Raw genomic sequence first — 19953 nt, 5'->3', positions numbered from 1 at the left:
CGTCCTGCTGCAACCATAGGAATTGCGTGAACCCTGCACCCCAAAACCTCGACGATCTCGTTGCTTGTCCGCAATGCGATACGCTGCATCAGGCCCATGCGTTGCCGGAAGGCACGCGCGCATACTGCCAGCGATGCGGCTATGTCCTGATGACGTCACAACCAGCAGCGATGGCGCAAGTGCTGAGCCTTGCGCTGACGGCTTTTGTCATGCTGCTTGCAGCGGTCAGCTTTCCGTTCCTCTCGCTGGATGCGGGGGGGCTGCAAAATGCGACCTCAGTCATTGATGCGGTGCTGGCGTTCAACGACGGACTTGCTATTCCATTGGCCGTTGCCGTTGCATTCTTTATCCTTGTTATCCCTCTGATGCGACTGGCCGCGCTGATTTATGCCATTGGGCCATTGGTACGGGATGAGCCGCCGCGCAACGGGGCACGCAAGGCCTTTGCCCTTGCCGAACGTTTGCGCCCATGGAGCATGGCCGAAATTTTCATTGTGGGCGTCACTGTGGCGCTCGTAAAGGTGGCCGGACTGGCGGCTGTGACCATTGGCCCGGCCTTCTGGGCCTTTAGTGGGGTCGTGCTGATCACGGTCCTGAAAGACCAACTCATTTGCAGGTATTCGATTTGGGAAGCGCTGGAACAGCCAACGGAACGATAACGGCACGCGAAGCCGGCCTTGTCGCTTGCCGCCGTTGCGGTCAGGTGCACCAAAGTGATGCGCAATTCTGCAAGCGTTGCGATGGTCGTCTGGAAAGCCGCGACACCCAGAGCCTGCAAAAGGTCTGGGCGTGGCTGATTGCGGGCATCATCGCCTTTATTCCGGCCAATGTTTACCCCATGCTTCGGACCGCAACACTTGTCGAACAAAGCGAAAGCACAATCGTTGGCGGGGTTGTCGACCTGCTTCACTATGGGTCCTACGGCATTGCGATCATTGTTTTCGTGGCTTCGATCATGATTCCGGTAGGGAAATTCATGGCGATTGCCTATCTGGCAATCTCTGTGCAGACGAAATCTGCCACCCACCAGCACGAACGCCACATCGCCTATGAGGCGGTGGAGTTCATCGGGCGCTGGTCGATGATTGACGTCTTTGTCGTTGCAATCCTGTCTGCGCTGGTGCAACTCAATACTATTGCCACCATCAATCCGGGTATTGCAGCAGTCAGCTTTGCCCTTTCAGTCATTTTTACCATGCTTTCCGCACAAAGTTTTGACGCGCGATTGATCTGGGATGCGGACAGGACGACCAATGCAAGATAACGCAACCAAAGGCCCTGCACCGCTTGATGTGCGCCCAGTCAAGCGCCCGCTTTGGCGGCGGCTGTCGCTGGTGTGGCTGGTGCCCATTCTGGCTTTGAGCGTGTCACTTTATGCCGCTTGGCAGAATTATCTGGATCAGGGAACACTCATCACCATCAGTTTTGAAAACGGGTCCGGCATCAAGGCAGGCGAGACCAAAATCAAATACCGCGATGTCACGGTTGGCGATGTTGAAAAGGTCGAATTTGCCGAAGGACTGAGCGTGGTTCTGGTTCACGCACGTGTTGACAAGAGCGTCGCCCCTTATCTGGATGATGACGCAGAATTCTGGGTCGTGCGGCCTGATGTGTCTGTTCGGGGGATCAGCGGGCTCGATACCGTTTTGTCGGGCGTCTATATCGAAGGCAACTGGGACACACAGGCAGATGTGGCCCAGTATGAATTCACAGGGCTTGAAGCACCCTCATTAACCCGCGCCGGGCAACGCGGCACATCCATAATCCTGCGGGCCAGCGACGGGAATGCTGTGTCAGCGGGCGCACCGATATTGCATAAGGGCATCCAGGTCGGCTTTCTGGAAAAACCCGAACTCTCGGCCGATGGCACCGAAGTGCTGGTCAATGCCTTCGTCGAAAGCCCCTACGACCGCCGCATCACCACCAGCACACGGTTTTGGGATACCTCAGGCTTCAGCGTGTCCTTTGGCGCCAGTGGCGTGTCACTCAATGTGAATTCGCTGGCATCAATTATCGAAGGGGGCGTTGCGTTTGATACAATCGTGTCCGGTGGCCGTCCGATCCAGTCAGGGCATCGGTTTGATCTCTTTGATGGGCCGCAAGCCGCACGCGACAGCCTGTTTACGGACCCGAACGCAGAAGCGCTTGAGGTGGCAGTCTTGTTCGAAGAAGCGGTCACAGGACTAAGTCCCGGCGCAGAGGTCCGTTTTCAGGGGATTCAGGTCGGCGAAGTCACCGATATCAACGCAATTGTCGTGGGTGAAGGTGAAACCGCCGAGGTACGTCTGCAAGCTGTGCTGTCGATTGAACCGTCGCGCTTGGGGATGAGCAGTGACGCCACCCCGGCAGCGGCATTGGCGCTCTTGTCAGACTTTGTGAACCGCGGTCTGCGCGCACGCATGATTACGGGCAACATCCTTTCGGGATCAGTGTTGGTTGAACTGGTCCAGATCGACGATGCGCTGCCGGCGATTGTGACGCTGACCACAGGGGAATATCCGGTCATCCCCACCACAGAGTCGGAAATTTCGGATGTTGCGGCCTCTGCCGAAGGGGTACTTGCGCGCATCAATGCCCTGCCGGTCGAGGAATTGATGGATGGTGCCATTGAACTGATGGGCAGTATCGAACGGCTGGCCAATGATGAATATACGCGCGCCGTGCCCGCATCCGTCGTTGCCCTGATGGATGAAGCACGCACGCTGGTCGCGTCAGAGGATTTGCAGGCTATTCCCAACGATATCCGCCAAGCCGTCAGCAATCTGGATGCGATCCTGCTTGACGTCGACGAGACGCAGGTCGTGCCCAACCTGAATGCCGCGATTGCAAACACCAATGTGGCTGTCACAAACATCGCCAGTGCCACGGAACGTCTGCCAGATTTGATCGGCCAGATTGAAACCTTGACAGCCAAGGCAAATGCACTGGAACTGGATGCGCTGGTGGCCTCGGCCACGTCCACGCTGTCGACAATCGACAGTTTTGTCGAAAATGAAGACACCGCCGCATTACCCGCTTCGCTCAACGGTGCCTTGGACGAGATGCGCGGCTTCTTAACCGAAGTCCGCGAAGGGGGCGCGATCGAAAACGTCAATCAAGCGCTCGCTTCTGCCAATCAGGCCGCGCAGGCGATTGAGGAGTCCGTCAGCACTCTGCCTGCCTTGTCAGCCCGCGCCAGCCAGTTGGTCGCCGAAACCCAAACGGTGATCAACAGCTACGGAGAGCGGTCTCGTTTCACTGCCGAGACCCTTTCGACGTTGCGCGATATCCAAGAGGCTGCCGATGCCGTATCGTCGCTGGCACGCACCATCCAACGCAATCCCAATTCACTGCTGACAGGACGCTAAAACATGATCAAGCGCATTTCCCTACTGGCGGCTCTCGCATTTGCCGCATGTACGCCCGAACCCGACCGGCTTGCGCTGGCGCAACTGGATTCTGCGCTTGAACTACGTCCTTTGGTATCAAGTGCAATGGTCCGCACAGTGTCACTGCCAACTTATGCAGCCGCTGAAGAAATTGCCGTCGAAACCGGGGCCGGACTGATCGCCAGCAATACAGAGGTGCTTTGGGCCGATGACCCGCAACGCGCCATGACAATCGCTGTTGCGCGCAATCTGGGCGATATTCTGGGTATTGACGCAGGGCCGGAACCCTGGCCCTTCTTGGGGCTGCCGGACGTCAGCATTGATGTGCGCGTCGAACGCGTGCTGGCCTATGCAGACGGCACCTTCCGGCTAAGCGGTCAGTTCTATGTAGGTGGTGACGGCAGTGATTTCCGCAACCAAAGCCGCGCTTTTGCGATCAGCAAACCCATGCCGGACCTGAGTTTGCCCAGCATTGCGACGGCGCAGGCCGAAGCAGTGCTGACCTTGTCGGAAGAAATAGCAAAGACCATCGGCCGCTAGCCCGCATCACGTTTGACGGCGCTTGGGAATTCTGCGCATCGTGCCACTATGCGTATCGATAACCTGCAATATGCCAACTGGTCACAAAAGATATTTCGCCAAATGCGCGAAGGGCGCGTCGATGCTGTTCATGTGACCATCGCGTACCATGAAACCTTTCGTGAAACGGTTCTGAACATCGAAAAATGGAACCGGTATTTCACAGAGTTCCCTGACCTGATCATGCACGCCAAGACCGCTGCGGATGTGGACCGCGCCAAGGCGACGGGCCGCACGGCAATCATTTTCGGGGCCCAGAACCCCAGCCCGATGGAAGACGACATTGGACTTGTGGAAATCCTGCACAGCCTTGGGCTGCGGTTCATGCAGTTGAGCTACAACAACCAGTCCCTGCTTGCGACGGGCTGCTACGAAGAAAACGATCCCGGCATCACCCGCATGGGCCGTCAGGTCATCGCCGAGATGAACCGCGTCGGTATGGTCATCGACATGAGCCACAGCGCGGACCGCTCGACCATCGAGGCGGCCGAGCTTTCGACCCGGCCGATTGCCATTACCCATGCAAACCCCAAGGTGTGGCACCCGGCCCTGCGCAACAAATCCGATGAAGTGATCAAGGCCGTCACCGACAAGGGCGGGATGCTGGGTTTTTCGCTTTATCCGCACCACCTGAAGGGTGGAACAGACTGCACGCTGACCAGCTTTTGCGAAATGATCGCGCGCGCAGCCGAAAAATTCGGGGCCGCGTCGCTTGGGCTTGGGTCGGATCTTTGTCAGGATCAGCCCGATAGTGTGGTGACATGGATGCGCGTCGGGCGCTGGACAAAACAAACGGATTATGGCGAAGGGTCGGCACAGAGCCCCGGTTTTCCGCCTATGCCAACATGGTTTCAGGACAACCGCGACATTGACAATATCGCCGAAGGACTGAACAGAGTCGGCCTGTCCACAGAAGAAGTCGCGGGCATTATGGGTGGAAACTGGCGGCTCTTTTATCAGAACAGCTTTGCCGGTCAGTCAGACCAGTAGGTCGTGCATCGCTTCTGCAAGGTCTTCAATTACAAATGGCTTGGCCACAATCGGGACATCGGCAAACAGGGGTTCCACCCGCAGCATTTCCCCGTATCCGGTCAAAAAGCCAAACGGCTTTTTTGCTGCCAAAAGCTGGTGGGCCACGACAATCCCGCTGTCGGGGCCAAGCCGCACGTCTAGCCAGACAAAGTCATAATCCACGTCCTGAAGTTGGTCCAACGCGGCGTCAACGCCCGGCACAATCGTTGTCTCGCTAACGCCCAGTCGACGCAACAGCTTTTCAACCTCAACCGCAATGATGAAGTTATCTTCGACAATCAAAACCTTCTCTGGCGTGTTTTTTGCATCGCGTGGTTTTGTTTTAAGCTGCGGCATGTGCGGTTTCCCGATGTTTGACGGTCAACAGACTGTCGTAAAAGATTGAAAAAGTGCGGTCGGCATCTGCCGCTAGAACCGGTAGGTCCCTGGCGGGGTCAGGCAATTCATCCAGATCGCTCAGGAAGCTTTTCCAGCCAAGCGCGAGAACGTCGCTGTCCAGATAGGAACAAGCACCCAATACGGCGGTGTCGGCTGACTTCAGCCATCTGCTGCGCAACACCCGTTTGCCAAAATGTGACCCGCAAATGACATAGGCAACGCCCAGCGGATGCATCGGGGGCACAGCGCCAATCATCGGGCGTGCTGTTCCCGAGACATCAAGCACCCCAAGATCGGCTGTCAGCAACGCCTTCATTTCATCGATCACACCACTGACCCAATGATCGTTCGGCACCAAGAGATGCAGCGCGCGATAGGCAAGATGTTGTGTGCGCAGAAATGTGATGAATGAACTGCGCTGCGCGAGTGACAGTTCGCTTAGTGCGTCATCCAGTCGCGCGTGCGTGCAGGAAGTCCGTGCTTTCAAGGCAAAACGCATAGAAATTTCCCTCAGCTGATTCGGCTGGTTGATGAGGCTGCACAAGGACCCTCGAACAAGACCACATTTGAAACCACCATTCAATCTGTGATTGACCATAGAAACGACCCACAATCCCAGATGGATAAAGAAGGTTAACATTTCGTTTGGCGTCATATAAAAATCGACAGTCTGTGCGCACTTCATTGCAGAGGAAATACCGATCAAGGTTGCGTAATGACTGACGATCGGAAACACTCCCCAACACGCGGCAGAAAATGACGCGACAAACGGGAGGACACCATGAAACATATGAAAATGACCCGCCGGGTCATAATGGCGGCCGCAGCTGCGACGCTTTCATTTGGCGCGATCGCCAAGGCTGACGGACATCAAGTCGTAGATAGCATCCACTTTTTGATCCCCGGCGGTGCCGGCGGCGGCTGGGATGGCACGGCCCGCGGCACGGGCGAGGCGCTGACCAAATCCGGTCTGGTCGGACAGGCATCCTATGAAAACATGTCTGGTGGCGGCGGTGGCAAAGCCATTGGCTATCTGATCGAAAACGCGCAAAGCAACCATGGCACCTTGATGGTCAACTCGACCCCGATCGTGATCCGTTCGCTGACAGGGGTGTTCCCGCAGAACTTCCGCGATCTGACACTTGTCGCAGGCACCATCGGTGATTACGCCGCTGTGGTTGTGGGCAAGGACAGCCCGATCAATTCCATGGGCGACTTCATCGCGGCCTACCAAAGCAACCCCAATGACACCGCCGTTGGTGGCGGATCCGTGCCAGGCGGGCTGGACCATCTGGTGGCTGCCATGGTGATGAAGGCCGCAGGCGAAGACCCCATCGGTGTCAAATACATCCCCTATGACGCAGGCGGCGAAGCAATGGCGGCCCTGTTGTCGGGTGAAATCACGGCACTTAGCACCGGCTTTTCCGAGGCGATCGATCTGGCCAACGCAGGCGAGGTCAAGATCATCGGCATCACAGCACCGGAGCGCGTGGACAGCTACCCCGACGCCCCCACGATGATCGAACAGGGCATTGATACCGAGTTTGTGAACTGGCGTGGCTTCTTTGCCGCCCCTGATCTGCCCGCCGATACGCTGGCCATGTATCAGGACGCAATTGCCAAGATGTACGACACCCCGGAATGGGAAGAGGTCCGCAGCCGCAACGGCTGGGTCAATATCTACAACAACGGCGATGATTTCCTGACATTCCTTGAAGGACAGGAAAAGGAAATTGGCGACCTGATGAAAGAACTCGGGTTCCTGTAAGAACTGTCACTTGTCCGGCGGGGAAACCCCGCCGGATATCGTTCGGGGGGACACATCTTGGCACTGGATCGATGGATCGCGCTGATCCTGCTTTTAATATGCACAGCATATGCTTACACGGCATTCTTTACTATGGATGCCAACCTTGCACCCTTCATGCGGCGCACGCCGATATGGCCATCGACATTCCCCAAGGTGCTGTCTGTCATGGCGATAATCGCCTGCCTGTCCGTGCTGCTTGGGTTCGAAAAAAGCGGCGGCCCCAAGGATGGTGAAATCGATTACACCCGCTTGACGGACTACAAACTGGGACAGGCGCTGTTTCTACTGGGCCTGATGGTGGCTTATGCGCTGTTGTTGCGCCCCTTGGGTTTTTTGTTGGCCACTGGCAGCTTTCTGATTTTTGGCGCGTTGCTGCTGGGCGAGCGGCGTTATGTTACCCTGATCGCCGTTGCGGTCGTGGCGGCAGGCAGTGTCTGGTATCTGGTGCAAGAGGTCTTGGGCATTTTTCTAAGCCCATGGCCTATGATGATGGGGGGCTAGGCGATGCTGGAAGGGCTGATGATCGGGCTGGAAACCGCCTTCTCCATCAAGAACATTCTGATAGTCGTGGGCGGCTGTCTGATCGGAACATTCATCGGGATGTTGCCAGGTCTGGGCCCGATGTCGATCATCGCGATCATGATTCCTGTGGCGATCTCGATCGGCGATGCCTCGACCGCTCTGATCCTGCTGGCGGGCGTCTATTACGGGGCCATCTTTGGCGGCTCGACCTCTTCGATCCTGATCAATGCACCCGGAGTCGCCTCAACGGTGGCGACCAGTTTTGACGGCTATCCCCTGACCCGACAGGGCAAGGCAGGCAAGGCGCTGACCGTCGCTGCGGTTTCTTCATTCGCAGGGGGCACAATCGGCGCGATCCTGTTGCTGTTCTTTGCCCCTGCCCTTGCTTCGGTGGCATTGCTGTTCAACTCGCCGGAATACTTCGGGCTGATGGTTGTGGGGCTGTCGGCCATCGCGGCATTTGCAGGCACTGGCCAAATCAGCAAAGCACTGTTGATGACAGTCATTGGCCTTATGCTGGCCACCATCGGCGAAGGCGCGTTGTTCAACGCGCCACGCTTTACAATGGGGCTGATGGACCTGCAATCAGGCCTTGGGTTCATCACACTGGCGATGGCCATGTTCGCCCTGCCAGAGGCAATTTATCTGGTACTTGACCCCGGTCGATCCAAGACCGAAGGCGGCAGCAACGAGATCAAGGATTTGCGGATAACCCGCACCGAAGCCCGCCAGATTGCCCCCGTCATCGGGCGGCAATCGATCCAAGGGTTCCTGATTGGTGTACTTCCCGGTGCTGGCGCAACAATTGCGTCGTTCCTGGGCTATGCGGTTGAACGCAACATCGCACCAAAGGAAGAACAAGACCAATTCGGCAAAGGCAGCCTCAAAGGGCTCGCAGCACCCGAAAGCGCCAACAACGCAGCCTGCACCGGGTCATTCGTACCGCTGCTGACCCTGGGCATTCCCGGCTCTGGCACCACGGCCATCCTTTTGGGCGCGTTGATCGCCCTGAACGTGTCGCCCGGACCGCGCCTGATGATTGATGAACCCCAGATTTTCTGGGCAGTTATCATTTCAATGTATCTTGGCAATCTCATCCTTTTGATCCTGAACCTGCCCCTGATCCCATACATCGCCAAGGTGCTGGCGGTGCCGCGGACCTTTCTTATTCCCTTCATCCTGTTCTTTACTCTGATGGGGGCCTACATCGGGCAGAACAACGCGACCGAACTCTTGCTGCTCGTCGGTCTTGGCGTCTGTGCAACGATCCTGCGATTTGCCGACTATCCGTTGGCACCCTTGCTGATTGGCTTCATCCTCGGGCCGATGCTTGAAAACAACTTTTCGCGGTCGATGCAGCTTTATGACGGGTTCAGCTTTATTTACGAACGGCCGATGACATTGGGGCTGCTGATCTTTGCACTGTTCCTGATTGTGCTGCCCAGCTATCGCGCCCGGCGCGCACGCCTGCGCGCGGAAGGTGTGGCAGACGGCGATTGATAAAAGCGACGTCCCGCCCAGTTTGGCAAGACGGGACCCGCTCACACACTATTCAGTCGCCAGAAAACCACCCGACTGGCGCGACCACAGTTGGGCATAAAGCCCGTTTTGCGCCAACAGATCATCGTGGCTGCCATCCTCAACGACGCGCCCTTGGTCCAGCACGATAATCCTGTCCATCCGGGCTATCGTGGACAGGCGATGTGCAATGGCAATAACGGTTTTGCCTTCCATCACACCATATAGAGTCTTTTGAATTGCAGCCTCAACTTCGCTATCCAACGCTGATGTGGCTTCGTCCAAAATCAGGATCGGGGCATTTTTCAGGATAACGCGGGCGATCGCGATCCTTTGGCGCTGCCCGCCGGACAATTTCACACCACGCTCACCCACTTGAGCGTTGTAGCCCGTGCGCCCTTCAGGATCGGCAAGGTCCTGAATGAAGTCATGCGCCTCTGCCCGTTTGGCCGCCGTTATCATTTCGGCATCGCTGGCGGATGGATTGCCATAAAGAATGTTGGCCCGCACCGACCGGTGCAACAGGCTGCTGTCTTGCGTGACCATGCCGATCTGCTGGCGTAGGCTGTCCTGCGTGACGTCATATATTGACTGGCCGTCTATCAGAATATGGCCCTGTTCGGCATCACGAAAGCGCAGCAACAGGTTGACCAAACTGGACTTGCCAGCACCCGACCGACCAATCAGGCCAACACGCTGCCCCGCAGGGATCGTGAGGCTGACATTATCAAGACCACCGTGGCCCTTGCCATAGTGATGGCTCAGTCCTTCGATCCTGATTTCAGCGTCACGCACGACCAGCGGTGCCGCATCGGGGGCATCGACCACATCCTGCGGCTTCGCAATGGACCGCAGCCCCTCACGCATGACACCTGCATGTTCGAACAGGCGGATCGTAACCCACATGATCCAGCCACTCATCCCGTTCAGGCGGATCGTCAGGGCAGAGGCCGCCGCCACTTCGCCCAAACTCACACTGCCCTGCGCCCAAAGCCACATCGCCGCGCCGACCACACCCACCATCAAGGCACCATTAAGCGCATTCAGGCCAAAGGACAGCTCGGTCATCAGGCGCAGAAACCGCTGGAACCGCAACCGCAGCCGCCGCATCGCCGACAGCGCATAGGCTTCCTCGCGACTGCCATGCGAGAACAGCTTGACCGTTTCGATATTGGCATAAGCGTCAACAACCCGCCCGGTGACAAGTGACCGGGCATCGGACCATTTTTCCGAGGCTGACGCCACGCGCACCGCAATGCGCCGGACATAAAAGACATAGATCACCAGCCAGATCGCCAGCGGCAGCCCCAGCCTCAGGTCAATCTGGCTCAGGATCAGGATCGCACCGATCACATAGGTCATCGAAAACCAGATGCCCTCAAACGCCATATAGGTGCTGTCCTCAACGGCGGGGCCCATCTGCATGACCCGGTTGCTTAAACGGCCTGCAAAGTCATTCTGGAAGAAACCCGTCGACTGGCCCAGCAGATGCTTGTGCGCCCGCCATCTGGCCTGTTCTTGCATGTTTGACGCCAATGTCTGTTCAAGGAACAGATGGTTGAACGTGATCAGCAAGGGGCGCAGAAACAGAATGAAGAGCGCGGCCAATATCACTTCGGTACTGTGGGCTTGCCAAAACGAAGTGGGGCCAGCCGCCCCCATCAGATCAATCAAGCGGCCCGAATAAAAGATCAGGCCGCTTTCCATCAGCGCCACGACAAAGCCCGCAAGTGCCATCCATGGCAGCCACCGGCGGAAAGGTTGCAGTTGTGTTTTGATGTAGGAACACAGGCCACCGGGCGGGGTATCCTCGGCGAGCACAGGAAATGGATTCACAAGGTCTTCAAATTTTCGGAACATGATGCCCTCCAACGGGGCCGGGAATGTATGTAAATGGATGAAAGCGGCACAGCCGCCACGTCAGGACCGGCCGTTAGGCGCGTCGGTTCGGGGTCCTGGATATCATCATCAACATCGCTCCTTCATGAATTCCCATCTGGGTAGCAAAGCTGCGGCGTCTTGTCACCACGTCAAATAGATGGCGTCGCTGAGATGGGCAGAATGACCGTAATTTGGCAACCCTTTCCGCCCAATCCTTCATCAATCGACAGGCAACCCCCGTTCTGGAGGCAGATTTTTTCCACAATCGCCAAGCCCATGCCGCTGCCCTCAACCATATCGCGCGCTTTAAGTGTTGTGAAAAGCTGGCAGACCTTGTCCTTGTCGCCGGGCGGGATACCCGGCCCGTCGTCAGTGACCGTCATCTGCCAATGTAGGCCATTCACCTGTGTCGCCACGGTGATTGTGCCGCGGTCACGGTCGTGATGCTTCACCGCGTTCGACAGCAAGGCAATGACAAGATGTTGGATATCGGCGCTGCCAACGACAGGATGCCCCGCCAGTTGCAGGTCACAGGTGAAATTGCACAATTCCGGCAGATGATCTGCGGTATGGCGCTGGATAGGGTCCCAATGACCGTTGAAAAACGTCTGCTTGCGCCCAATCCGCGAATAGATCAGCAAATCGGCGATCATTGCCTGCAACCGCACCCCTTGAACCTTTAGCAGATCAAAGCTTTCCTGCACGTCGGTTGGCAGCGTGACCTCATGGCGCTTGAGGTCCTCATCAATCCAGTCGGGAATCGTGGCAATCGCCCGCGCGGGGGCCATCAAGTCATGCGAGATCAGATATATCGTCTGCTCCAGCGCGTCTTGCTCCGTGGCATTGGCAATTGCCTGTGCCTGAGTGGCTGGATTCATCGCCATGCTCTTTCCTTGCCCCCGTTTCAAAATGTAAGACACACACCCGCACGCATGTCTCATCATGAACAAGAATGCTTCACAGGGCGTTAAATTGTGTGATTTTATTAAGATTTATTTATGGGTTGCAGGAAAGTTCCCGGAAATTTTCGTGCGCTTTTCAGGATCGGTTAGGGATGTTGTAAGACATCCATCTTAATTCAGTGCAAAGTTGACGATCAGCATCAAGAGGCTCGGAATGGCACACGCAATCGAAAAATTTGAAAGACCGTCGCTTGGCCGGGCCATTGGCAAGGATCTATCTGCGATCTCGGTCATCGTTTTGGATGACAACGAATTCGATCAACGACAGTTGGGTCGTGCTCTCAAATCAGCGGGCATCAGTGGTGAAGTCCAATGTGTAGCTGACCTGGACAGTTTCGCGCGGTTGATCAAGGGCCAGCAATTCGACTTTGCGTTTATCGATTTCAACCTCGCAGACGGCACCGGACTGGACGCGATACAAATCCTGCGCGAACAACCCGCCGACCTGCGCGTTTTGCCGATCATGGTCGCTGGCGAGGCGCGAATGGAATTGGCTGTGCAGGCCATGAAAGACGGTTGCAAGGACTTCCTTTCCAAGCAAGACCTGTCGGCAGAGCGGTTGCGCGGTGCAATCTTTGGGGCCATGCGGCAGAAATCACGGGGAGCCGATTTTGACCTGCGCCCCGGTTCAGTAGACAATGCCATGGACAATACCGCGATCGCCGGGCTGCGCCCGCGGATCGCGCGGATGCAGCGTATTGTCAAGCAGGTCGTGAAAACAACCGAAGACGAAGATCGCCAGATTCTGCTTCAAATGCTGGACGACAATTGCAGCGAATTCACTGATTATTGCAACGAAATCGCAAAGCCCGCAGTCCCAGCGAATACCAAACTCAATTGAACCCAGCGCCATCGCCTCGCGCTTGTCCGATTTGTCAGGGACAAGGCGCGACGCGATATCTGTTTGGTGCACGGGCGACGGCACCTTGAAATGAGGCCGCAGTCTACGCCGTCCCAAGAATCTGGTTGAGTGTCGCTGACGGGGCCATCACCGCTGCCGTTTTGATCGGGTCGGAATGATAATAGCCTCCGATGTCGACAGCCGTACCACGACCAGCGGCAAGCTCGTCCGTGATTTTCGCCTCATTCGCGGCAAGTGCTTCTGCAATCGGCGCGAAATGGGCGGCCAAGGCAGCATCCTCGGTTTGTTCAGCAAGGGCCTGCGCCCAGTAAAGCGCGAAAAAGAAATGGCTGTCACGGTTGTCGGGCTGCCCGACTTTGCGGCCGGGTGACTTGTTATTGTCCAGAATGCCTTGCGTCGCGGCATCGACGGCCACCCCGAGAAGCCTGGCTTTGGCGCTGTCATTCACGCTGCCAAAATACTTCAGGCTTTCACCCAATGCACAGAATTCGCCAAGCGAATCCCAGCGCAAATGGTTTTGCTCGACCAACTGCTGCACGTGCTTGGGGGCCGATCCGCCTGCCCCGGTCTCGAAAAGACCACCGCCGTTCATCAGTTTGACGATGGACAGCATTTTGGCAGAGGTTCCCAGTTCCAGAATAGGGAACAGATCGGTCAGATAGTCGCGCAGGACGTTGCCGGTCACTGCAATCGTATTCTTGCCCGCACGAATGGTCTCAAAGGACACACTTGTCGCCGCACGTGGCGCCATGATCCGGAACTTGTCGCTGACGCCAGCCGCCGCCAGCAAAGGCACAACCAGCTTAATCAGTTGCGCATCGTGAGCGCGAGTCTCGTCCAGCCAGAAAATCGCGTCACAGCCTTCGGCCGCCTGCCTCTCGATCGCCAACTCAACCCAGTTTTCAATTGGTGCCCTGCGCGTATTAGCAGACCGCCAGATATCGCCCGCCTCAACGGTATGTTCATGAAGGATATCGCCATTGGCCGCGATCATGCGCACAATACCATCAGCAGGCACTTCAAACGTCGTCGGGTGCGAGCCGTATTCTTCGGCCTTCTGGGCCATCAGCCCCACATTCTGCACCGTCCCTGCGGTCGTCGGGTCCAGCGCGCCGTTTTCTTTGCAGTCCGCAATCGCCGCGTCATAGACAGGCGCATACGAGCTGTCGGGGATCACGCAATTGGCGTCGGCTTCCGCGCCGTCCGGCCCCCAGCCCTTGCCGCCCGCACGGATCAAGGCAGGCATTGATGCGTCAATGATCACATCGGAAGGCACATGCAGGTTGGTAATCCCCTTGTCAGAGTTGACCATGTAAAGCGGCGGACGTTCCGCCATCAGCGCGTCGATCTCAGCCCGGATCGCAGCACCCTCGGGCATCGTCTCAAGTGCTGCAAACATCGTGCCAAGCCCTGAATTCGGATCAACACCCGCAGCATCCAGCACCGCCGCATGTTTTTCGAATACCGGCTTGAGGTAGGCGGTGACCGCATGGCCAAACAGGATCGGGTCAGAGACCTTCATCATGGTCGCCTTAAGATGTAGCGAGAACAGGATGCCGTCCTGCTTTGTCGCTGCGATCTGTTCGGCCAGGAAGTCATCCAGCGCTTTGGCCGACATGAATGTGGCATCAACCACAGTCCCCGCAGGGAACACGACGCCATCTTTCAAAACAGTCACGGTGCCGTCGGCCTTTACATGTTCGATCCGGGCCGCACCGGCCTGCGCGTCAGTCAGCGTCACGGAGGTTTCATTCGCGCGGAAATCGCCGCCGGACATGGTAGACACATGCGTTTTGCTGTCAGCCGACCAAGCCCCCATGGAATGCGGATTTGCCATCGCGTATTTCTTGACGGCGGCAGCTGCGCGGCGGTCAGAGTTGCCTTCGCGCAGGACCGGATTCACGGCAGAGCCTTTGATGGCGTCATAGCGGGCACGAACGGACTTTTCGGCCTCTGTGGTGGGGTCTTCGGGATAGTCAGGCAGATCATAGCCCTGTGATTGCAATTCAGCGATAGCCGCCAGAAGCTGCGGTCCCGATGCAGAGATATTCGGCAGCTTGATGACGTTTGCATCTGGCTGCTTGACCAGCTCGCCCAATTCGGCAAGGTCGTCGGGTTGGCGCTGCGCGTCGGTCAGGTTTTCGGGAAAGGCCGCAATGATCCGGCCAGCCAGCGAAATATCTTTTGTGCCAACCGAGATACCAGCGGCGGCGGCAAAAGTCCGGATGATCGGCAACAGCGATGCAGAGGCAAGTTGCGGCGCCTCATCGACCTTGGTGTAGATGATATCGGGGGAGTTATTGCCAGCCATTTGAATGTACCTTTCCGTGTTTGCCAGACCCGTAACCAATCACGTTGTCAGAGTCCACTTTGCAATCACAAATTCAGAGGCACCTCTTCAAACGGTTCTGCTATGCGAATGTGATTTCAACGCGTCCGAAGTCAGCGAAATCAGCGACGATCTCTGTCCGGGATGAACACTCGACAGGCCGAATGAAGCTGCCCGACAGGATGATATGCCCAGGTGCAATGCTTTGGCCATATTGCGCCATGCGCCGCGCAAGCCAAACCACGCTTTCCACCGGGTCGTTAAGTACACCCGCCCCAAGGCCGGTTTCTTCAACCTCATCATTGCGTGAGGTGATTGCCCCGACCCAGCGGAGATCAAACGCATCAACGGCGTGTTTTTGTGGTCCAAGAACGATACCTGCGTTTGCGGCGTTATCGCTAATGGTATCAAAGACCGTCCGCGGCGCCTTGGTCCCGGGATCAACGCGCAGGATGCGCGTATCAAGGATTTCAAGCGATGGGGCCACATAGTCAGTTGCGACCAGCACATCGTCGCGCGTCACATCCGCACCACCCAGTGGTGCCTTCATCACAAAGGCGATTTCCGCTTCGACCCTTGGCTGGATAAAGCGCCCTGCAGGCACCGTCGCGCCACTCTCGAACAGCATATCGTCAAACAGGATACCGCTGTCGGGCACGTCGATATTCAGGGCATATTGCATCGCCTTTGACGTCAGCCCGATTTTCCAGCCGATAACATGGCGGCCCGCCTCCAGCTTGGTACGGTAAATCGCATTCTGGATGGCATAGGCATCATCCATCCCCATGTCGGGATACCGCAGACTGAGAAGCCCGATTTGATCGCCGTTCTGTTCGGCATACAGAAGGTCGGCAGCGGCTTTTTCATGATCGTCAGGGGTCATGCCGTTTCGTCCGCGACGGGGTTGCGCAGGGTGCCGATGCCGTTCACCTCGACCTCGACCACGTCACCGGGTTTGAGATATTGCGGCGGATCGAGGCGCGCACCTGCCCCTGTCGGTGTGCCTGTTACAATGATGTCGCCCGGTTGCAGCGTCATGAAAGTCGAAATATATTCGATTTCCCGCCGGATCGGATGCATCATCCGCGACAGCACATCATCTTGCCTGACTTCACCGTTCACGCGGGTAATGATGCGCGCATCATCAAGCTGTGCAGCATCGGTAAAGGGCACCAGCCAAGGACCCATCGCAGCAGAGTTATCCCAGTTCTTTCCTTGAGTTACATTGAATTTCGCATGACGGACCCAGTCGCGGATGGTGCCTTCGTTGCAGATCGTCAGGGCTGCGATGTGATCATAGGCATTCGCCTGTGCAATGCGCCTGCCCCTTTTGCCAATCACGATCGCCACTTCGCCTTCATAATCTAGCGTATGGTTTTCCGGCGGGCGGATCAGTGGCCGGTTGTGTCCGGTAAAACCGCTGGCAAAGCGCGGAAACAGCGACATATATTTCGGTGCCTCGCTACCATCCTTGTACTCGGCATTCCGGTCGGGGAAATTGACGCCGACACACAGGATGCGCTGCGCATTCGGCAGGACCATATCGAATTCAAAATCAGTGTGGGTAACGGGTTGGCCCTCTGCCTTTTGTGCCAAAACCCCAAGCCCATTTTCCTGCACGGCATCAAACAAGGTCGGCCACTGCGGGCAGGACGCATTCAGGGCGATCATGCCGCTGTCGGTCACGGCCCCGTAAAACGGCTGCCCTTGGGCTGTGTAGCTTGCGAAACGCATTTTTCCTGCTCCTTGGTCGGGGTTCATGGGGCGATGATCGGACTTGCACCCAGCCCGGAGTTCTTTGTCTCAACCCCGACGAATTTTGTGCCGTGCTCGAACCAGCTTTTCGGCGCAGGCGCCCCCCAAAGCGTTTGGCGCTGCGGGTCCTTGAGATCCCATTTGATCGGTTCAAGATCAGGGTCCACGGTTTGATAGTCTGAGCAGTAAATTTCGATCCGATGGCCATCAGGATCAAGGATATAGAGGAAGAACGCGTTCGATATCCCGTGCCGCCCCGGCCCGCGTTCGATGTTGCTGACATGGCCAGTCGTCGCCATCAGATCAAGCAGGTCGATGATGTTGAGCGGCGTTGGCACCCAGAATGCTACATGGTGCATGCGCGGGCCGATGCCGTTGGTAAAGGCCATGTCATGCACACCGCCCTTGCGATGCATCCACGCCGCCCAGAGCTTTTTGCTGTCTTCATCTTCGGTATATTCGGTGACCCTGAACCCAAAGTCGGAATAGAATGCAACCGACGCATCCACGTCATGGCTAAAGCAGTTGAAATGATCAATCCGCAGCGGTTTGACGCCACGGTAAAGCGCATATTGCTGGTGGATCGGCGGCAGACGGTCCATCTGGTGATAGAATTCGAGCGGAATGCCCATGTTGTCCGACGTCAGCAAGGTCCGGCCCTGATAGGCGCGTTGCACCCATGCGGTCGGGCGGCCCTTTTGCTGGAAATAAGCCTCTGCCCGGTCAAGATCGTCATCATCAAAGGTTTTGAATCCCATCACCTCGACCGTGCCGGGCTTGTCCGACTGCTGCAAGATCACGCAATGATGGCCGCGTTCCTCCATTGCGCGCAGATAGATGCAGCTGTCATCTTCGTCCGTGATTTGCAGGCCGAGGATCTCGGTATAGAAGGCTTTGCTTGCGGCAAGGTCTTTGACGTTCAGGCACACGTGGGACAGGCGGATCGTATTGAAATCGGGGTAAAGGTTCGGTGCGGGGACAGGCATCAGAGGGCTCCCAGTTTTGCGATCTTGTGCTGACCTGTGGCAAATCCAATGTGTTTTTGTTCCATGTAGAACTCAAACGACCAGTCCCCGCCGTCACGACCGATACCGCTGGCTTTGACGCCACCAAACGGGGTCGGCAGGTGGCGGACGTTCTCGGAATTCACCCATATCATCCCGGCCTCCAGCTTGTCGGTGAACCGCAGCGCGCGGGTCAGATCATTGGTCCAGACGTAGCCGGTCAAGCCGTAGGGGATGTCATTGGCAATCTGCAACGCCTCTTCTTCCGTTGAAAACGGGATAGAGGTCAGAACCGGGCCAAAGATTTCCTCCTGCGCGATGCGCATCCGGTTATTGGCACCGGTGAACAGCGTCGGTCGCACGAAATAACCTGCGTCGCCCACTGTCACGCCGCCTGCTGCGACGGTCGCGCCGTCTTCTTTAGCGATGTCGAAATAGCTGGTGACCTTATTGAAGTGTTCTTCGGTCACAAGCGGGCCGATTTCGGTCTTGGGATCGAGCGGGTGGCCAACTTTGATGTTGTTGACCCGTTCAACCAGCTTGGCCTCGAATTCCTCGCGTATCGTATCCTGCACCAGCAGCCGCGAGGACGAGGTGCAGCGTTCACCGTTGATCGAATAGATCATGAAGATCACCGCATCGAGCGCGCGCTCAAGGTCCGCATCATCAAAAACAATGACAGGGTTCTTGCCGCCAAGTTCAAGATGATTGCGTTTGAGCGTATCGGCCCCCTGTTTAATGATCAGGCTGCCGGTACGGGATTCGCCGACGAAGGCGACCGCCTTGATCTTGGGGTGTGCGCACAGCGCCTTACCGGCCTCTTCGCCAAAGCCGTTTACAGTGTTCAACACCCCGGGCGGCAGCCCTGCCTCTTCGGCGATCTCGACAAGCAATCGCGCGGTCAGGGGCGATGCCTCGGCAGGCTTATGGACGACAGTACAACCGGCAGCCAGAGCCGGGGCGATTTTCCAGGTCGACAGCATGAATGGTGTGTTCCACGGCGTGATGACCCCCACTGGGCCAATCGGAACCCGTGTGGTGACATTCATCAATGTCGGCGATTTCAGATGTTGGCCATCACGGGCCTGCACGACCTGATCAGCAAAATAGCGGAAATTTTCGGCCCCGCGCAGGGCGGCCTTGGACATGAACCTGTTGGCCTGGCCGGTGTCCCAACATTCACACAGCGCGATTTCCTCGGCGCGCGCCTCGATCCCTTCGGCAATGCGGATCAGGATGTTGCGGCGCTGCGTGGCTGGCAAATCGCGCCACGCGGCAAATGCATCTGATGCAGCGCCTGCCGCGGCATCAATGTCAGCAGCGCCACCCTGTGCCACCTGAGAGATCAGGCTCTTGTCAACGGGGGACCGCGTTTCAAACAGCCCGGCTTCGCCTGCCTTATCCTGTCCGGCAATCCGGTTCAAAATTCCCCTTTCGCGAAAGCGCGCCAGATAGCTGTCAAGTTTTTGGATGTTTTCGGCCAAAACCGTCATTCTGTATTCTCCAGATGGGCGCGGATCGTACCGCATTTGGGCGAAAGTGCCGCGTTGATGTCGCGCATTTCAGCCGAGAGCGCGATAGAATGGGTTGCCATCGCCGGTGCGAGGAAACGCTTCGCCCTGTCAAAGACACGCTGTATCGCATCCTTTTTCACGTCGTCCGGCCGCCCCTCTCGCAGACGCACGGACACATCCAGAAACCCATGCTTGGGGTTTCCATCCGCAATGGCGTAATGGTCGACACGTACTGCGCGCACCCGGATACCGGGCATCGGGAAGGTCGCGATTGAAGCCGCCTCTGCGCGGATGGCTTCGCATAGCGCACCAATATCAACGACCTCTTCGAGGTTGCCCGAATACTGGATTTCGAAGTGCGGCATGTATTTACCTAACAAATTAATTATTGCGATGTTAATTATTCGCCACTTCTATTGTCAACACCGTCTTGGCAGCA

19 protein-coding genes are annotated in these 19953 nt (G+C 57.0%); 9 read left to right on the top strand and 10 right to left on the bottom strand.

All coding sequences use genetic code 11. The annotated features are described in order from the left end of the window. Positions 1–26: 26 nt before the first annotated feature. From C8N45_RS03015 to C8N45_RS02995, 5 genes are read left to right on the top strand one after another with little or no spacing between them, the layout of a single operon-like run. Positions 27–659: a paraquat-inducible protein A gene (locus tag C8N45_RS03015; protein WP_108384706.1), complete on the top strand. Its 633-nt coding sequence runs from the start codon at positions 27–29 to the stop codon at positions 657–659. Beyond that, a complete protein-coding gene (locus C8N45_RS03010; protein ID WP_108384705.1) occupies positions 626–1264 on the top strand; it encodes a paraquat-inducible protein A in 639 nt (212 codons plus the stop codon). Before C8N45_RS03015 ends, C8N45_RS03010 begins: the two co-directional genes overlap by 34 nt. Beyond that, the gene (locus C8N45_RS03005) at positions 1254–3347 is read left to right on the top strand and encodes a PqiB family protein (protein ID WP_108384704.1); all 2094 of its coding nucleotides are present in this window, start codon (positions 1254–1256) and stop codon (positions 3345–3347) included. The genes C8N45_RS03010 and C8N45_RS03005 overlap by 11 nt, the downstream gene beginning before the upstream one ends. Positions 3348–3350: 3 nt before the next feature. Further along, positions 3351–3908 (top strand): PqiC family protein, encoded by a 558-nt coding sequence (locus tag C8N45_RS03000; protein WP_108384703.1) that lies wholly within the window; start codon positions 3351–3353, stop codon positions 3906–3908. Positions 3909–3956: 48 nt separating this feature from the next. Next, complete coding sequence (locus C8N45_RS02995) at positions 3957–4937, top strand: membrane dipeptidase (RefSeq protein WP_108384702.1); 981 nt, start codon at positions 3957–3959, stop codon at positions 4935–4937. Here C8N45_RS02995 and C8N45_RS02990 read toward each other — a convergent pair. Together C8N45_RS02990 and C8N45_RS02985 are read right to left on the bottom strand one after the other, a co-directional pair. After that, positions 4926–5315 (bottom strand): response regulator, encoded by a 390-nt coding sequence (locus tag C8N45_RS02990; protein ID WP_108384701.1) that lies wholly within the window; start codon positions 5313–5315, stop codon positions 4926–4928. The genes C8N45_RS02995 and C8N45_RS02990 overlap by 12 nt on opposite strands. Further along, the gene (locus C8N45_RS02985; protein ID WP_133175926.1) at positions 5302–5856 is read right to left on the bottom strand and encodes a heme oxygenase-like domain-containing protein; all 555 of its coding nucleotides are present in this window, start codon (positions 5854–5856) and stop codon (positions 5302–5304) included. Before C8N45_RS02985 ends, C8N45_RS02990 begins: the two co-directional genes overlap by 14 nt. A gap of 282 nt (positions 5857–6138) precedes the next feature. Here C8N45_RS02985 and C8N45_RS02980 point away from each other — a divergent pair, with 282 nt between their 5' ends. The 3 genes from C8N45_RS02980 to C8N45_RS02970 are packed head-to-tail and all read left to right on the top strand — an operon-like array spanning position 6139 to position 9189. Further along, complete coding sequence (locus C8N45_RS02980; protein ID WP_108384699.1) at positions 6139–7125, top strand: Bug family tripartite tricarboxylate transporter substrate binding protein; 987 nt, start codon at positions 6139–6141, stop codon at positions 7123–7125. A gap of 57 nt (positions 7126–7182) precedes the next feature. Next, the gene (locus tag C8N45_RS02975) at positions 7183–7668 is read left to right on the top strand and encodes a tripartite tricarboxylate transporter TctB family protein (protein WP_108384698.1); all 486 of its coding nucleotides are present in this window, start codon (positions 7183–7185) and stop codon (positions 7666–7668) included. A gap of 3 nt (positions 7669–7671) precedes the next feature. Beyond that, positions 7672–9189: a tripartite tricarboxylate transporter permease gene (locus C8N45_RS02970; RefSeq protein ID WP_108384697.1), complete on the top strand. Its 1518-nt coding sequence runs from the start codon at positions 7672–7674 to the stop codon at positions 9187–9189. Between the two features lie 48 nt (positions 9190–9237). Here the strand turns inward: C8N45_RS02970 and C8N45_RS02965 are convergent, their stop codons facing one another. Next, entirely contained in the window at positions 9238–11067 is a 1830-nt protein-coding gene (locus C8N45_RS02965) for an ABC transporter ATP-binding protein (protein ID WP_108384696.1), read from the bottom strand. Positions 11068–11237: 170 nt separating this feature from the next. Further along, a complete protein-coding gene (locus C8N45_RS02960; protein WP_168769382.1) occupies positions 11238–11972 on the bottom strand; it encodes a sensor histidine kinase in 735 nt (244 codons plus the stop codon). Between the two features lie 232 nt (positions 11973–12204). Here C8N45_RS02960 and C8N45_RS02955 point away from each other — a divergent pair, with 232 nt between their 5' ends. Further along, entirely contained in the window at positions 12205–12891 is a 687-nt protein-coding gene (locus C8N45_RS02955) for a response regulator (protein WP_108384694.1), read from the top strand. A gap of 103 nt (positions 12892–12994) precedes the next feature. On the opposite strand, the gene C8N45_RS02950 is transcribed toward C8N45_RS02955, so the two are convergent. From C8N45_RS02950 to C8N45_RS02925, 6 genes are all read right to left on the bottom strand, one after another. Continuing rightward, on the bottom strand, positions 12995–15223 hold the full coding sequence (locus tag C8N45_RS02950) for an NADP-dependent isocitrate dehydrogenase (RefSeq protein ID WP_108384693.1): 2229 nt from the start codon (positions 15221–15223) through the stop codon (positions 12995–12997). A gap of 100 nt (positions 15224–15323) precedes the next feature. Next, positions 15324–16124 (bottom strand): 2-oxo-hept-4-ene-1,7-dioate hydratase, encoded by an 801-nt coding sequence (gene hpaH / locus C8N45_RS02945; protein WP_108384692.1) that lies wholly within the window; start codon positions 16122–16124, stop codon positions 15324–15326. Continuing rightward, the gene (locus tag C8N45_RS02940) at positions 16121–16975 is read right to left on the bottom strand and encodes a fumarylacetoacetate hydrolase family protein (RefSeq protein ID WP_108385130.1); all 855 of its coding nucleotides are present in this window, start codon (positions 16973–16975) and stop codon (positions 16121–16123) included. The genes hpaH and C8N45_RS02940 overlap by 4 nt, the downstream gene beginning before the upstream one ends. A gap of 23 nt (positions 16976–16998) precedes the next feature. Next, positions 16999–17982, bottom strand: a complete 984-nt coding sequence (gene hpaD / locus C8N45_RS02935) for a 3,4-dihydroxyphenylacetate 2,3-dioxygenase (protein ID WP_108384691.1) — start codon at positions 17980–17982, stop codon at positions 16999–17001. After that, on the bottom strand, positions 17982–19493 hold the full coding sequence (hpaE, locus tag C8N45_RS02930) for a 5-carboxymethyl-2-hydroxymuconate semialdehyde dehydrogenase (protein ID WP_108384690.1): 1512 nt from the start codon (positions 19491–19493) through the stop codon (positions 17982–17984). Before hpaE ends, hpaD begins: the two co-directional genes overlap by 1 nt. Then, a complete protein-coding gene (locus C8N45_RS02925; protein ID WP_108384689.1) occupies positions 19490–19879 on the bottom strand; it encodes a 5-carboxymethyl-2-hydroxymuconate Delta-isomerase in 390 nt (129 codons plus the stop codon). Before C8N45_RS02925 ends, hpaE begins: the two co-directional genes overlap by 4 nt. Positions 19880–19953: the final 74 nt, after the last annotated feature.

The sequence above is a fragment of the Yoonia sediminilitoris genome, assembly GCF_003058085.1.
Lineage (GTDB): Bacteria > Pseudomonadota > Alphaproteobacteria > Rhodobacterales > Rhodobacteraceae > Yoonia > Yoonia sediminilitoris.
The sequence above is the reverse complement of the archived record's forward strand: the minus strand, read 5'-3'. Positions and strand labels throughout refer to the sequence as shown.